12 protein-coding genes are annotated in these 15,175 nt (G+C 37.7%); 6 read left to right on the top strand and 6 right to left on the bottom strand.

The window, feature by feature from the left end; genetic code table 11:
- Window positions 1–163 precede the first annotated feature (163 nt).
- Both FCS21_RS08240 and FCS21_RS08245 read right to left on the bottom strand, forming a co-directional pair.
- Window positions 164–523 carry a hypothetical protein gene (locus FCS21_RS08240; RefSeq protein ID WP_138622299.1) on the bottom strand — a complete coding sequence of 120 codons (360 nt, stop codon included), beginning with the start codon at window positions 521–523 and terminating at the stop codon, window positions 164–166.
- 10 nt (window positions 524–533) lie between these two features.
- Entirely contained in the window at window positions 534–1,049 is a 516-nt protein-coding gene (locus FCS21_RS08245) for a VspR family transcription factor (protein WP_138622301.1), read from the bottom strand.
- 106 nt (window positions 1,050–1,155) lie between these two features.
- Here FCS21_RS08245 and FCS21_RS08250 point away from each other — a divergent pair, with 106 nt between their 5' ends.
- The 6 genes from FCS21_RS08250 to FCS21_RS08275 all read left to right on the top strand — a co-directional run bounded on the left by FCS21_RS08250 (window position 1,156) and on the right by FCS21_RS08275 (window position 11,326).
- A complete protein-coding gene (locus FCS21_RS08250) occupies window positions 1,156–1,362 on the top strand; it encodes a helix-turn-helix domain-containing protein (RefSeq protein WP_138622303.1) in 207 nt (68 codons plus the stop codon).
- Window positions 1,363–1,653: 291 nt separating this feature from the next.
- Window positions 1,654–5,640, top strand: a complete 3,987-nt coding sequence (locus FCS21_RS08255) for a DEAD/DEAH box helicase (RefSeq protein WP_138622305.1) — start codon at window positions 1,654–1,656, stop codon at window positions 5,638–5,640.
- Window positions 5,637–7,757 carry a PIN domain-containing protein gene (locus tag FCS21_RS08260; protein ID WP_138622307.1) on the top strand — a complete coding sequence of 707 codons (2,121 nt, stop codon included), beginning with the start codon at window positions 5,637–5,639 and terminating at the stop codon, window positions 7,755–7,757. The genes FCS21_RS08255 and FCS21_RS08260 overlap by 4 nt, the downstream gene beginning before the upstream one ends.
- The gene (locus tag FCS21_RS08265; protein ID WP_138622309.1) at window positions 7,754–8,890 is read left to right on the top strand and encodes a hypothetical protein; all 1,137 of its coding nucleotides are present in this window, start codon (window positions 7,754–7,756) and stop codon (window positions 8,888–8,890) included. The genes FCS21_RS08260 and FCS21_RS08265 overlap by 4 nt, the downstream gene beginning before the upstream one ends.
- A 4-nt stretch (window positions 8,891–8,894) precedes the next feature.
- On the top strand, window positions 8,895–10,745 hold the full coding sequence (locus tag FCS21_RS08270; protein ID WP_246047126.1) for an AAA family ATPase: 1,851 nt from the start codon (window positions 8,895–8,897) through the stop codon (window positions 10,743–10,745).
- Window positions 10,745–11,326: a 4Fe-4S single cluster domain-containing protein gene (locus FCS21_RS08275; protein ID WP_138622311.1), complete on the top strand. Its 582-nt coding sequence runs from the start codon at window positions 10,745–10,747 to the stop codon at window positions 11,324–11,326. Before FCS21_RS08270 ends, FCS21_RS08275 begins: the two co-directional genes overlap by 1 nt.
- 148 nt (window positions 11,327–11,474) lie before the next feature.
- Here the strand turns inward: FCS21_RS08275 and FCS21_RS08280 are convergent, their stop codons facing one another.
- From FCS21_RS08280 to FCS21_RS08295, 4 genes are read right to left on the bottom strand one after another with little or no spacing between them, the layout of a single operon-like run.
- The gene (locus FCS21_RS08280) at window positions 11,475–12,554 is read right to left on the bottom strand and encodes a leucine-rich repeat domain-containing protein (RefSeq protein WP_138622313.1); all 1,080 of its coding nucleotides are present in this window, start codon (window positions 12,552–12,554) and stop codon (window positions 11,475–11,477) included.
- Window positions 12,547–13,254 carry a hypothetical protein gene (locus tag FCS21_RS08285; protein WP_138622315.1) on the bottom strand — a complete coding sequence of 236 codons (708 nt, stop codon included), beginning with the start codon at window positions 13,252–13,254 and terminating at the stop codon, window positions 12,547–12,549. Before FCS21_RS08285 ends, FCS21_RS08280 begins: the two co-directional genes overlap by 8 nt.
- A complete protein-coding gene (locus FCS21_RS08290; protein WP_138622317.1) occupies window positions 13,247–14,086 on the bottom strand; it encodes a JmjC domain-containing protein in 840 nt (279 codons plus the stop codon). The genes FCS21_RS08285 and FCS21_RS08290 overlap by 8 nt, the downstream gene beginning before the upstream one ends.
- Window positions 14,076–15,107: a radical SAM/SPASM domain-containing protein gene (locus FCS21_RS08295; protein WP_138622319.1), complete on the bottom strand. Its 1,032-nt coding sequence runs from the start codon at window positions 15,105–15,107 to the stop codon at window positions 14,076–14,078. Before FCS21_RS08295 ends, FCS21_RS08290 begins: the two co-directional genes overlap by 11 nt.
- Window positions 15,108–15,175: the final 68 nt, after the last annotated feature.

The following is a 15,175-nucleotide window of genomic DNA, read 5'->3' on the forward strand; positions in this document are numbered from 1 at the left end:
AAAGTGATCATTTACACGTGATACTAGTGATCAAAGCTTAATGAGAATAAGCGATCAAAGTTAATGCCACTGGGTGATCAAAGGTGGAGAGAATATGCACCCAGCAATACTATTTTAACTCGTCGTTATTGTTCATTGCTTTTAGCTGATACAGCTCAACAACTTAAGCGGGAAGTTTTAGTAAATAGTGTTGTCTATGGCAGCTCAAAATAACTCTATTTAAAGGGTGTTGAGCAGAACTTAACTGGCGGATAATGGAATTATACTCTCGAGCAAACCGAGTTAGAGATACCACTTTACAGCTCATGTTTATTAGCTTAATTCGGCATTTAGATGCTTTCTTAAACAAAATAACATCACCAATCTCAGCATAATCACCATATACATCTTTTGGCATTAGCAAAATAGACTCACCCGTTTCTACATCTGCCTCTAAACGTGTGCGATGCGGTAGTTTGCCCATATTGGCATCACAAACGCTAAATTGGCTGTTCAAATTATCCAAAAACTCAGCTGATTTCATTACACTAAACCTATGCACATTCATCGTGCTTCATTAAGCCTTCAATCGCTCTTATTTTCCCTAATATTTTTGTGTTGTTATCTCTAGCAACGTTGTACTGAGACTGTATTTCATTAACTAATTCTGGGAATTCAGTATAAATTTCTTTATATGCTTCTGTTTCACCAATGTTTAATAATAATTCGGCTTTATAGTGATTTAACTTCGTTGCCAACGTATGCGGTTTAGTGCTACCAGAAAATGGCTTAACTTCAACTTCAGTCTTCGTATTTTTAGTTAATTCGTTAGCGTCAAATAATGCTGTTTTACTAAAACGGGTGAGTCCTTTAATATTTGAAGACTTCTTATTCAGCCAACTTTTTTTCACCAGTTTTAAAAGTTCTGCATAAAGTTTTTTTCTGAGCTTAACAGGATCTAAAGAATCATCATTTTTTAACGTAATATATGATGATCTGACTTCGCTCGTGGTGAAGTTATCAAAGTTGGGCGCAACAATTATTTGAACCACTAAAACATCAATTTTCAAAAAAACACTCCAACTTGAGGAAATAAAACGCAGTGCTCCGATAGCGGAGCAATTTTAGGCTTTTTATTTGTGACAATCAAGCTCCGATATCAGAGCAAGAAAAGTTATGAATATTGTTGGAAAGAACGTAAGAACAATTCGTGAGACTAAAGGTTGGACTCAAGAGCAGTTTGTGGCTAAGTGTAATCTTGCCGGTTGGCAAATTAGCAGAAGTACTCTAGCTAAAATTGAGGCTAATGTCAGGAGAGTAACAGATATTGAAGTACAGAAATTGTCTGTAGCACTGAATGTGCTGGTTAATGAGTTGTTTTAACGTTTTGATTTGTAATCGAATACTGTTGAGGATATCTTCACTTTAGTTGAAAAAACAATTACTGTCATAAAAGTAAAGTTGGAAAGGCCTTGTTATATTGGGCTTTGACACATCGTCGTATATAAATCATGAATAGAGCAAACTTACTCAAGTGATTAGTTAACTGGCTTTACAGCTCAAAATTGTATTAGCTCACTAAGTTCGAAGTTTACTTCCAATTTGGTCGAATATTTATAAAAATTTGAAAGACTTGGAATCTAATAATTGGTGCAAAGGAAAATAAGGATAGTTATGGATAATCACTTTGATGATATGTCATCTGAAAATGAAAGACACCAAGAGGAGAACTCGTCGAATTTATTTGATAATAATATAGCTCCTGAAACGAATAAAAAGATGGAAGGGGTTTTGTATTGGAGTAACGAATCTAACCGGAGTGAAAAGCGCTTAAAAGATTCATTAAAACGCTTATTTTTTAAATACCCCACGCTAAAAGAAAAGTATCAAAAACACAGTGATGTTCCAGAAGATCAACTAGATAAATTTTTGAATGATTTTTTTATAGAGAATATTCCGCTACCCTATTTTGTAGCTAATTTATCAATAAGAGATGATGCAACTGAACGAATTAATCTCGCTATACGCATACCTAACCATGGTGAGTTTATTGAATATTTACCAATCACCAGTACTATCTGCATTAGAGGCTATTGGGGAGTGAATCAGAGAAATCCTGTGTTTATCCCCGAAGATATTTTTACTAGTTTTAATGATGAAAATGCTACTGCTTATGAGGTGGAAACGCTCACATCTGCTAGTTCAATACGCCCTGAGCCTCGCTGTACGAATAATATATTAACAAGGGAGCTGGCAGAATCACTACCAGCGATTTCAGTAAAGGCTGCTGAGAGGTTGGAAGCTTGGCAAGAGTTTTTGACTTTTAAAAGGCAATTAGTCGATCGTAAAACGATTGGCCTGAGGTATTTGGAATGTTCGGTCACTCCGGATAATAACTTAGCGTTTCTTGTTGTAAGTGAAGATGAACAGTCAATTAATCGGGCGAGTAATTTATTTAAAAGAAAAAGTCTTGAGGCGTTCGAGTTGGGGATCTCCCAAAACAAGTGGCATTTCGAACTTGATGCTAAGAAAAAGTCTAACCGTATCCCCCGCGGTGAAGAGCTTGGGCAGCTTAAAGGTAAGATTAATAAATTAGACGCCACTGCAATTAAGGAGAATACTGCTCATATTAATTATTTGAATGAGAGCGGCATTAATGACCCTACTTTAGCTTATTTAGTCGTTGAACCATCTGAGGATTGGAAGAATAAAATTGATAATGCACAGAGGCATGTTGAATTAATTAAAGCAGACTATAAAGCTGAAGAAGCACAGCTGCCTTCTATTACAGAGTCAGAGTTTGACCAAGTCGTCAAAGCATTACTTAATGCTATTCCTGAGCAAGGTTTTATTTCGTTTCCCTCCGTAGGTGATCTTGCTCTAATCAAACGACATGAACAAACAGTGAGAAACCTTCGCCAGAATGAGAGTTGTTATTCCCCATACTTGTCGAGCTATTTGTTTGATATTACTCAAGCAAATACATCAAAAAATGATGCCAACATTGAATCTTGGTTTAACGATCAATTAAACGACTCTCAGAAGCTCGCAGTCAATAAGATGATGTCTGCACCAGACTTATGTTTGGTGCAAGGCCCTCCAGGAACTGGTAAAACTACCGTTATCGCAGAAGCCATTCTTCAGCTGGCGCGTAAAGGTGAAACGATTTTACTTGCCAGCCAATCTCACGATGCCATCGATAATGCTTTAAGCTGTATTCATAACCGTCCTGAATTAAGGGCGATCCGCCTTGCGCGTGGTAAAGGGAAGATCACCGATGAAGGTAAAGGTTTTGCAGAAGATAAAGCATTGGAACGCTATTATTCAAGCCTAAGAACACATGTAGCAGAGCAGTGGATTGAGCCAAAAAAGAAGCGCGATAAAGAGTTCACGCAACTGAAATTATGGATTAATGAAGCTGAATATGTTGATTCTGATGTGAATTCTGCTCAAGAGAAGCACAAAGCCCTGCGTCAGGAAAGAAAATTAATTAAAGAGCGCCTAAGCAATGAGCAGCAAGCCTATAGAGGGGCTATCGCAAATTATGAAGCGTTGATTAAACGACAGGAGTCAACAAAAAACTCTTTAATGAACATTGAAGACCAAAAGTGGGAGTTTGTACATGACTCATTTCTTCCAAATGTGAGTGAAAAATTGCTTCGAAAATTGCAAACGATGGCTGAACTTAACATTGAAGTTGATACTGCTTTTTTGAATTTTAATCAACTTGATAATCAAAATTCATGTTTACTAGTGCTCAATGCGTTACTCGCTACTTGGTCTAAGGTTACGAGTCAGCTTCCAGCTATTCAAACTGACTTGTTACGACTTCGAGATGCTGGACGAGGTGCATTACAAAATAATTTGGTTAAGGAAAAGTTAGCATCACTGAAAAATCGTGAAATTGAGTTAGCTGAGCTGATGGATGAAGATGATACTGAGGAGTTAGCTGGACAATGGCGCAAAGTCAGAAAACAGATTAAAACGCTAAAAAGCCAAGCTACAGGGTTAGATATTGCTACTTACAATTGCTTTGATGATGGTAGAGATATCTGCAATGTCACCGATGCCTCTTACACTCACACATTATTAGCATCCCGTATTGATAATTTAGAGCTTCTTAAACAAGACATTAAAAAAGCCTTACACGATGTAATGGTTCAGTTAAAACAATGGTTAATTGAAAATAAAGATATTAAAGAGCCGTCTGATAAAGAATTAAAAGAAATAAATGCTTCGCTTGAGCAAATAGATCAAAAATTAGAGTCACAAAGCAACCGCCTTGAAACACTCCACTCAAGTGCTTCTAAATTAGTGTCTGATCGCAGTGACGGGTTGAGCTGTAGCTTGAGAGGATGCTTAATAAAAGCCAAAAAAGAATATGAAGAACAAATGCACGTGGCTATGGAGGAAGATAAAAAACAAGCACCACTGCAAAACTTCTTAACTGATTGGGCTGAAAATCTAGCAGGAGAAAATTCAGCGCAATATGACTGGGAGCATGTCAGTGAAACGTTTATTGAAAATTGTAATTTAGTGGCCATTTCGTGTAATGAAAGTGAGAGAACTCTTAGAGATGCAGGCATGGAAAGCTTTGATACCGTAATAATTGATGAAGTCTCTAAAGCAACACCTGTAGAGTTATTGTTACCTTTGATGCGAGCTCGCCGAGCAGTCTTGGTTGGCGACCATCGTCAATTGCCACCTGTTTTTCAAGAAAGCCAAGATGCGCAAGCCTTTACTGATAAAGTAGAGGAGTCTGAAGACGATGCAACAGAAACACTACTGACTAAAGACAATTTACAACGTTTCGAAAAGATGGTGACAGCATCACTTTTTAAAGAGCATTTTGAGAATGCAGATGAATCGATTAAAGAAAGACTAACGGAACAATACCGTATGCATCCGCAAATTATGAGTTTTGTAAATAATTTTTATGATGGGCAACTTATATGCGGAAATAAAGAAAAAGATCGATCGCACAATATTCTATTACAAAGCCATAATAATACACTTCTATCAGCGGATGACCATGTACTGTGGATTGACACTTCTCTCGATTTAAAGAGAAAACCTTTTAAAGAGAGTGAAGATAGAACCAATCGCTTAGAAGCGGCGCTCATTGCTCAAACGCTCGTTGAGATAAACCAGCAATGTCTAAAGCAAGGTTTTGGTAATAGGCAAAAGAAAAAGCAAGACGTTGGGGTTGTCTCTTTCTATGCGGCACAATGTCGGGTTATTCGTGATGAAATTAAAAAAGCAAATAATGGCAAGGTTCAATTTAATGCAATCCATGTTGAGATTAACACCGTTATAAGGTACCAAGGCAAAGAAAAGCCAATCATTCTTATGAGTTTAGTGCGTAACGATGGGGGACCAAAAGAGAAGCGTAGATCAGCTAAGGCTAACATTGCGCGATATGAGTTTATTAATGTTGCTATGTCGCGAGCACAAAATTTACTGATCGTTTTTGGCGCGCGGAATATGCTGGAAACAAGAGACGTATGGCTCCCTAACATGGATAAGCCAGGGAAACAGAAGAAGCAGGTTTATCGTCAAATTTTTGCTCAGTTAGATCGCGATGCTCGTATTTTTCATGCACAGGAAATGGCGGAACAATTTGCTCGGGACAAATCAGTAGGTAAAGGAGTACAAAGATGATTTACGAACATAATGTTAAAATAGATATTCCTGTTTTTAAAATAGATTCTAAGGTGGCCTACCAAACTGTACGTCGTCCTACCGTATTTGAGAAAAGCATATTACAGTTATTTGCTAAGCACTCAGAACAACTAGGTGCTTATAGCCTTGAAAATATAGCGAAGCAGTTGAAAGTTAATTCTGTCTTTTTTGTAGAAGCTCTTAGGTATTTAAGTGACTTCAAGGCTGTCGAATTTTTAGATACCCACACAATATCAGACGGCGCAGCATTGAAGTGTAATGACATTTTAATCACCACAGACGGGCGTAACTTTCTCGCTGAAAATGCGTTGCCGAGTAAAAGTAAAAATACGACGGAAACGACGTATTACCACCCCCTCTCAGGAGCGTTAATTGGTAAAAATCAAATAAAGATAGATTCATATCCGGATGTAAAGTGTCTTCCTAGCGAGGGGATGCGAGTCACGCTTTCTGTTGTAGAGCCGCTTGTCGATGACAAAATATATCTAGACTGGCAAAAAAAACCGAATGAGAGAGTTAAAAGTATAGAGTCTGTATTTAGCGGGGAGCTGCGTGATCGAAAAACCTTTAAAATAGATATCAATCACAATGGGAATATGACAATCCTTTCTAATGACAATGATTTCTCAGGGTGGCTAGAAGCAGCTGAAGCGGAGTATCTTTGGCAGTTTTTGGTCTCACCTATCTTTTCTACAAATTATAATAATCAGCCTTTTAAAATTGATTGGGCACAGGTACATGCTGTAGCAGCCGTAGATAAAGTAAACGATCTGATTGTTAAACAAAAACCCCACTACCTATTTTCTTTGGTAGATAGGATTAAGACGGACGTAGCGACTGTTATTTTAGCGCCATCACAAGAAATATCACTGGTTGATAAAATATTAACGATCAACGAGTGTCCACTCGAGTTTGATGGGGGCGTAGAAGCGTTAATTATAAGTGAGTCTAAAGAAGGGAGCGAATTAAAAACGGGACTCTCGGAAGTTTCATATCGTGGACAACCTCGGGAAATAGATCTTGCTCTACTTGTTCAGTCAGATAAAAAAGTAAATGAATTTGAGCAGTTTTTACTTACAAATGACGATATTAATATTGTCATTTTCTCTGCTGTCATCGACCCCGAACAGGCCGTTGAGCGCTTGCCTAGCTCATATATGCCTAAAGTGGTCGAATATTATGAAAAAATGAAGAAGCTTGTCCATAATTTACCCCCTCATAGCTTCAAAAGTAAAGTTAAGCTTTTAAGGAGTAAAGAGGAGGTGACTAATTATGCTCAGTTGTTTAATGATCAAGAAATACCGTTAGATAACTTAACGCCTGAGTGTGCAATTTCGCTGATTGACCGTGCTATTATAAAATCTGATCCCGTTTCTAGTTTGTCTATTTCTAAGACGTTAGCAGAATTAGCCGATATTTATGTGTCACTTAAAAATAAAACAGGCCAGGACTTATTAAGCTTAAACAACTATGATCTGTTAAAGCTTAATGTTGCACATTATAAATTCTTACATAACCTTTGCGATCACGTTAATGTGCTTCATGGGATACTTTGCTCCTCTATCTTCAATAACTCTAATTTAGCAATACTTAAAGATAAGGTTGCAAAAGCGCTGGCACACTTTGCTGCGCACTATAAAGACCCACAAAAAATCAATAAACGTATTATCGTCATTGACACCAATTGCCTCATGCATAACCTACCTCTCTTAGATAAAATAAAGCCTTCAGATCAGCTTATAATGCCTGTAACTGTGCTACGCGAGCTTGAAGGATTAAAAGAAGATAAGAATGAAGGTGGGTGGACTGATAAGGCTAAGCGTGCCAGAGCAGCAATTAATCGACTAAATGAGTGGAAAAATTATGAGCCATCTCATATCGAGCTTGTAGAAAAAATGGATAGAGCTTCATTAGACTCGCCAGATATGCATATTCTCTCTGTGGCTGTTTATTATAGATTGTGTAGTTCGTTACTACTTACCGATGATAAAAATTTAAGAAATATGGCCAATGCTGAAGGAATAGTAAATAAGTCGACACAGGAATACCTTGCTAGCTCGTCAAATAAAAAGTCGAAGAAAAGGAACTGGAAATGAGTCAGATACATGATGCGCGCTACAGATTAGAGCGTGAACAACGCCAGAGAGTTGCCGAGGAGCGGGTGCGCAATACAACAAATTCATTTATTGAACGTTACCACAATGAATTAGCTAGTATACAACAGCAAGGTTTAGCTGAGTATGTACAAGAACGTTATGACAGCTGTTTATCTCAGCTTGGGCAAATAGAAGCTGGTCTTGCTAGCGATCCGTTTAGGGCTAGAGAGCGATCTAAATCACTAGGCAATGAAATTTATGCTCTACGCAATGTTGCGCGGCGTATTAAAGTGCAAGTTGAAGAAGCACAATACCAACAACATAGAGATGAGCTTGAAGTTAGAGCTAATGCAAAGAAAGAAAGAAAAGTACAAATTAGTAGTGCTTGGAATGAAGAGCTACGTAATTGGTCTGATAAATTATCACTGAACTTAATGCTTAAAGAAATTAAAGAACTTGAGCAACAGGTATTTTCAGAGCAGTCTTTTGGAAAAACTCAAGATTTGTTAGTCCAGTTTCAGAAGCTTAAAAAGAAAGGTCTAGAAAAAGCAGTGAATCATAGGGCGCTAATAGAAAAGGAAACACAACACATAACTAATCGTGACGTTGCCCAAGCGATTGTTGAAATTGTTTCACCAAGCCTTCCTGGTGAAGAATCTAAAAAATTTACCGCGCAAGCGGATAAAATTCTTTCAGTTAATCCTCAAGATGCAAATGAGCAGCTTAAAGAAATAGATCAACTATCAGATCGAGCTGATGAAATATTCGAAAATGAAGCTATAAGAAAAGAAACCGTAAAAGCCATTTACAACACGTTGAAAATCACTGGTTTCACGGTGCAAAAACCTAAGATGGTCGAAACTAAAGAAGGAGTTCGAGAGGTTATTATTGCCGCTAGTAGGCCCGCAGGAAATAGAGCAAAATTTAAAATACGCCTAGATGGTAGTTGCACCTATGAATTTGATAATTATAAAGGGCAAACCTGTAAGAAGGATATTGAACAAGTGCTTCCTAAGCTCAATGAAGTATATGGGGTTGATTTGTCTGACTCACGTGTCGTGTGGAGCAACCCTGACGATGAGGATGCTCAAATGAAGCCCATTCCATCACAAACAATGAATTCAAAAGGATAGGGATATGAATATGAATAAACCCCATATGTCAGAGTGGCTCGGAGATCTTTCTCGTCAGGCTAAGTTACGCCGAGGTATTGTTATCAGCGGTAATGTTAATAATAGTGTATTCAACCAAGAGGGGACGCAGAAACCTTTCAAGCATGTGTTAAACAATACATTTGAAAAGCTTGGTTTTAAGCATGTTATTCATTATTCAAGGGTGGGAGGAATTTCAGGGATATCACAAGAAAATTGGAGTGAGTTACAGTTATCATCAGCCCCACCATCTGAATTAATAGAGGGAGATGATTATGATTTTGATGATGAGACTCCGGATGAAAAACAACAAGCAGATGCTGGGCAAACAGAACTAACGCCGCAGGACTTTTTTGCTGTAGCACAGCGTGTGATGCTAAATGCTAACTTGCCAAAAGTAGCGTTTATTATAGATTGGTCTAATTTACTATTTGGGCAAGTAAATGCACTGTCAGAGCAAGAGCGTGGCTGGTTATCCCAACTATTACAAAACCTTCGTGACTCAGCAGATGAGATGTCCCACACAGAAATAGATAAAGTGCAGAGTTTAATGGTCTTTGTCTGTGAAGGCGCGAACAAATTGCCCCCGCAACTTACAGTAGGCAATCCTCAGTTTGGTGAAGTGGTTGTTCCTTTGCCAAACCGCGCTGAACGCCAACAAGCAATACTGGGTCTTTCAACTACTTTCAACCTTGAAGAACGCCCTATCATTGGTTCTCGATTATTGGAAGATTTTGTTGATTTGACAGACTCTTTAACGCTTCGTGAGATTAACCAACTCGCTCGTCTCTCCCGCCAACAGCAAGAAGCCTTATCGTTAGATGCATTAGTATCATTATATCGTTACGGGAAAAAAGAATCGCCTTGGGAGCAATTGAACTACGATAAATTGAAAGATGTTGAGAGTACGCTACAACAGCGAGTTAAAGGGCAAGACGAAGCGATTAAATTAGTGAGGAAAGTGTTAGTAAGAGCATTTACTGGTTTATCCGGATTACAGCATTCGGCAAAATCTAGAATGCCCAAAGGAGCGCTGTTTTTTGTTGGACCCACAGGTGTCGGCAAAACTGAATTGGCAAAATCCCTTGCGAGCTTTTTATTTGGCGATGAAGATGCCTGTATGCGATTTGATATGTCTGAATTTAATCATGAGCATGCCGATCAGCGACTAGTAGGCGCGCCCCCTGGGTATGTCGGTTATGAGGAAGGTGGCCAACTGACGAATGCTGTGAAAAAAAGACCGTTCTCACTGCTATTGTTTGATGAAATTGAAAAAGCACACCCACGAATTTTAGATAAGTTTCTGCAAATTCTGGAAGATGGCCGGCTTACTGATGGTAAGGGAGAGACCGTTAATTTTTCTGACACATTTATCGTGTTCACTTCAAATATCGGTGCCAGTGAAATCAAACCTGGCGAGCAAGCGCTCGAACAGTTCAAAATCCACGTCACAAAGCATTTTGTTCAAGAGTTAAAACGCCCTGAACTATTAGGTCGAATTGGTGAAGCAAATATAGTGCCTTTTAATTTTATGACGGATTCAGACTTTCTGGTTGCAATCGCGAAGGCAAAATTAGAACCACTAAAAATACGCTTAAAAGAAAAATGGGGGATATCTGATCTCATTTTTGATAATGAAGATAAAGCCCTGACTACGATTGTCTCGCAAGTTGATAAAACTGCTGGGGGGCGAGGGGTTTTAAATGCTATGGTTTTTGCTCTTTTTGACCCATTAGCAGAGTTTTTATTTGAAAGTCTATCGGACTCTACTAGTTTTAATGGTCGCCCAATCAGAGTTGTTCAAGCAGGTAAAAATTTTGATTTTGAGGTGGATTAATGGCGTGGTTAAACTTAGCTGCTGTAGTAAACTCTACAGAGGTAGAAGGACCTGGCACTCGTACTGCTATTTGGGTGCAAGGCTGCTTGAAGCGATGTCCATCTTGTTGTAATCCTGATTTTTTAAAAGTTGAACCAGCGAATGTGGTCGATATTAATCAACTGAAAAAGCAAATTGAGTTAAACAAAAGTCATTTTGGTATCGAAGGAATAACCTTGTTAGGAGGGGAGCCGGTACTGCAAGCTCCAGGTCTATCGGAATTAGCTCAGTTTGCACACAGTATTGGCTTATCTGTCATGTTATTCACAGGGTATAAGCTTGAGGAATTAAAAGAGAATAAATTTAATGGTATAGATAAGCTCTTAAGGCATGTCGATATTGTGGTCGATGGGGAGTTTGAGTCTGATATTATTGAGCAAAACCGTAATTGGGTAGGCTCTAAAAATCAAAATTTTCATTATTTGAGCGAAAGATATGATGAGGCTATTGAGCCTATTAAAGAAGGCGTTATCACTGAGTGGCGCATAGACCCTGAAGGAGTTGTTTCTGCTAATGGTATACCATTTATTGTAAAAGTTTAAAATAATCAAGCGGACTTAGCAGCTGATACTATTGCGATAGTATCGTATAAAATAGCGAGCTTTTGTCGACACTCTTTCATGATTGTAAGCAATCAATGGGCTAAGTTTTAGAGATAAATATATTTTGATTAAACAGCGTAACTTTAGGTTAATCTTCACGGATATAAAAAGTAGTGTTCTCACTAGCTGCAATGATTATAGAACTTTTCGTATACCTTGCTCTAAGCTGCAAAGTACGCAAGTGTGGTGACGTAACTAAAGTCATATTCAGAATTGGGTTAGCACCTAAGTTTACTTCCTGAAGCTTATCACAGTGACCTAACTCTAAAGTCTTATTACTAATTTGGTTTCTATACAAAGATATACGCTCAATAGATTTTGGAAACCTAATATTAGATATATCAGTGATATGGTTTTTGTAGGCTAATAATGATTTTAAGTTAGGTAGCGAATTAATTGAACTGGGAAGTTCTGACAAAGAGCATGCTGATATATTAAGACTTGAAAGTGATTTTGCTGTATGTAATTCATATAAATCTAGGTGTGGGTTTCCCCGTAAATCAAGTTTCTCTAACTGAGTGAAATATGAAAAATCTGGCAAAAATGACAGTGCGTTAAAACATGCATTTATTTTTTTTAAATACCGTAGCTGAGAAACAATACGCCACAGTTCTAACATCTGTTTATTAGATAAATTGTTAGTAAGCCCTCTAGGATATAGTTGATTATCAGTCAGATCAATTGTCACAATTTTATCATTTTTGACTCTCACATAAACAGGAAAATTAAGCAAGTTACATACATGGAGATAAGCTTCCCTCTCACCACTACATAGAAAGTTAATATCATTTATCAGGGATATATCTTTTTTTTCATCAGGTATATTTTGTGGTAAATGAAAAGCATGCCATTTCATGTTTTGATATAAGTTAGGACCTATGTCTGCACCGTTTACCCAGCCCACATTTATCTGCTTCACTTCAGAGTTAGTTAGTATCAGTTTGATGGCTTCATATGAGGCGGGGCTTTCATCTGTAGGTGGGGGAAGCGCCATGAAGTCGCCAACAATTAATAAGTGTAGAGGTCTTTTTTCACTTTGCAGGTGCTCCTCGAGCCCATCAGGCAAGCGTTCATCAGAACATATTGAAAAAATTATTAAATCTTGTAAGTGACCTTCAAACTGTAACGCCACTTTTTGGCATGTGCCGCCACCAAAGATGTTATGCAAGTTCTACCTCCTGTTTAATTTCATTAAGTACGATAGAGTAAGATATTAATAACTCATCAGTTAATAAAGGGAGCGTAAAACTGTGAAGAATAAGCGCTACATGCCTTATTATCTTAGGGTACCTTTTATTTAAAACGTCGGCGCAACCCTGAGGAGAGCGCGTATAAGAACCCTCTTTTAATCTTAATAGGCCCGCAATGCGTAATATTGCCTTTGATAGGTGGGGGACACGTTTATTTTGAATTTTTTTATTTGAGGTTTGGATGACTGAATTCAACTTTGACTCAGCTTCAAGTAGGGTAAAAAGTATAATATCGCGCTGCTTATCGATAAGCAGCGCGGTGGAGACCGATAAGTCTTTTCCATATAACAACTTACCTGTTTTTGTAACTAATAAGGTATTAAATAATAATTCAGAGCTTTCAACACTACAGTTGATAACTTTAATATCAAGGTGTGGAGTTAAAGGAGAGGCTTCATTTGCATAGCTTGATATCTCAGCTGATATTGATTTTATCTTATTTATTTCGCCATGAGCGAACAATAAAAAATCAATATCAATAGGCTTACCTAAATTAGACTCCATGGGCAGTAATGAAGAGCCTCTAATATACAGAGAAACATTCCTTGAGCTAGAGCGCCAAAGCTTATTAATAAATGGGGTTAACTCTGTTTTCGATAAATCAAAAAAACTAATCATCGTTTACTGATGAAAGCAAAATATCGCAAATTATTTTAATATCATTTTTGCTTAATTCTTTGAAAGTTAAGCTATCCTCAGTAACAGAAAAAGGCTGGTCGGATCTAAGCTCTGGGTGGCGAATAGTTGCTCTATCAACTAAATCTGAAATAGAGTGAAAGCATCGCGGTGTATGTATCCCAATGGCTATATGAATAGATTGTTTCTCAGTCTTTACTGAGTGTGTTCGCCCAGGAGGTAGATATAATATTTCGTTTTCACTAAGCGTTAACTTACGTGGCGATAACTCTTCTGAATCGTTGAGAATTGTGACAGCCTTATGTGGATATAGCTGAGACTGTTCCGCACCAAGAGACCATTCTTTTTGCCCGTAAAGTTGAACAGCAAATATATGATGAGGATCGAAATGAATAGGTATCCCGTCGCTGGGTCCAAATGAGAAATACCCGTTAAGAGTGATCCTAGATGAAAAAAGCGTCGAAAGTAAGTTATCCCAAAGTTTGAACTCTGGTAAAATTGAAGCTAGGTTTTCCACTTTGACAGTGTTTGGTTTACAAGCTAGGTAAGCTACTTTTTTTGGATCTATCGTTTCATCTAAACCGTGTTCACTCGATTTTGTATATAAAATAGGGCTTAATGCTCCCCCTCCACTCAATACTCTAATTTGAGGATATTTCAGTCTAGGTTGTTCTAATATTTTAGTTAATAAATTAGAAGGCGTTTTTATTTGCAAGGCTGAAGGGATATTTGCTATATGCAAAAAATCTTTTCCCCAGTAATTTTGAAAGAAGTCAATAGTACTTTCTTGAAGGAGAAACTCTTTAAATTTCATAGTGTATAATACTTTTTAATGCATTTGAGCACCTAGGATCTCCCAAGTTAGGGAACCTGGCTCTACTGGAAGCGCCAGGACAACCACCATGACATAACTCCCAAGCTGGGCATGTGTGGCAAGTCGCTTCTAATTTAGGTTTTATTGGCAAGGTACTTAATCCATTTAGGATCTCATCCGTAGTGTTTATTTTAAAGTCGCCAGTAATATTTTCTTCCATACAAGCACACGGGTATACAGTACCATTAGGGTTTATGTACAGTTTAGATCTACCTGTGCCACAATTTTGTGCCAGCAAGCTTGAGTTTTTAGATTCTTTAGATGTGTTGGCTGAGTTGTAGATAGCAGTTTCGGAAAACATAGGTGCAATTCTTAAGCGCCGAGAATTTGTTGATTCGTATTTTATTTTCGAAACAAATTTGTTCCATTCTGGAGTTATAACATCATCACCATCATCAGCCCTACCAGATCCAACAACACGTTTTACGTTCCAGTATAAAAAGTTTATTTGTGATAAAGCATGGTCAAGTTTATTGAAAGAATGAAGGTTATGTCGTGTTACTGTAGAGGCTATCGTAACATTAATACCTAAATCAAACAGTTTATTAATATTAATAAGAGTTTTCTTAAAAGTACCTTCTCCTCTAATACCATTGTGAGTTTTTTCATCACCATCTAAAGAGATTTGAATAGAGACATTTTCAAAGTCAGCAACTCTTTTGAGTTGACTAAACCTTAAACCGTTCGTATTAACGACTACTTTTCTAAAGCTTTTAGCACTTTTTTCTACAATTTCATAGAATGAAGGGTGGAGTGTCGGCTCTCCCCCGCTAATTAGTATGACAGCTTCTTTTCTAATTAAAGATAGTTGAGAAATAATTTGAAAGGCTAGATCTATATCTATCATCTCAGTAAAAGAAGGGTTTGAAGAGCGGATACAGTGACTGCAAGAAAGGTTACATTTCCGAGTTAATAGAAGATATGTTTGCTCAAGCTGAAACCTTCCTTGATGGTTATTCAATATACATCCTTATTTACTTCATACATTATGCTTTTCTAATTTTAGTTAAAACTGCCGCGATAGCTTAA

The organism is Colwellia ponticola (assembly GCF_005885605.1).
Taxonomy (GTDB): domain Bacteria; phylum Pseudomonadota; class Gammaproteobacteria; order Enterobacterales; family Alteromonadaceae; genus Colwellia; species Colwellia ponticola.

Coding starts and splice junctions, on each gene's coding strand:
- FCS21_RS08285 (WP_138622315.1), bottom strand. CDS start 13,254: ATGATTAGTTTTTTTGATTTATCGAAAACAGAGTTAACCCCATTTATT.
- FCS21_RS08275 (WP_138622311.1), top strand. CDS start 10,745: ATGGCGTGGTTAAACTTAGCTGCTGTAGTAAACTCTACAGAGGTAGAA.
- FCS21_RS08260 (WP_138622307.1), top strand. CDS start 5,637: ATGATTTACGAACATAATGTTAAAATAGATATTCCTGTTTTTAAAATA.
- FCS21_RS08265 (WP_138622309.1), top strand. CDS start 7,754: ATGAGTCAGATACATGATGCGCGCTACAGATTAGAGCGTGAACAACGC.
- FCS21_RS08290 (WP_138622317.1), bottom strand. CDS start 14,086: ATGAAATTTAAAGAGTTTCTCCTTCAAGAAAGTACTATTGACTTCTTT.
- FCS21_RS08240 (WP_138622299.1), bottom strand. CDS start 523: ATGAAATCAGCTGAGTTTTTGGATAATTTGAACAGCCAATTTAGCGTT.
- FCS21_RS08270 (WP_246047126.1), top strand. CDS start 8,895: ATGAATATGAATAAACCCCATATGTCAGAGTGGCTCGGAGATCTTTCT.
- FCS21_RS08250 (WP_138622303.1), top strand. CDS start 1,156: ATGAATATTGTTGGAAAGAACGTAAGAACAATTCGTGAGACTAAAGGT.
- FCS21_RS08255 (WP_138622305.1), top strand. CDS start 1,654: ATGGATAATCACTTTGATGATATGTCATCTGAAAATGAAAGACACCAA.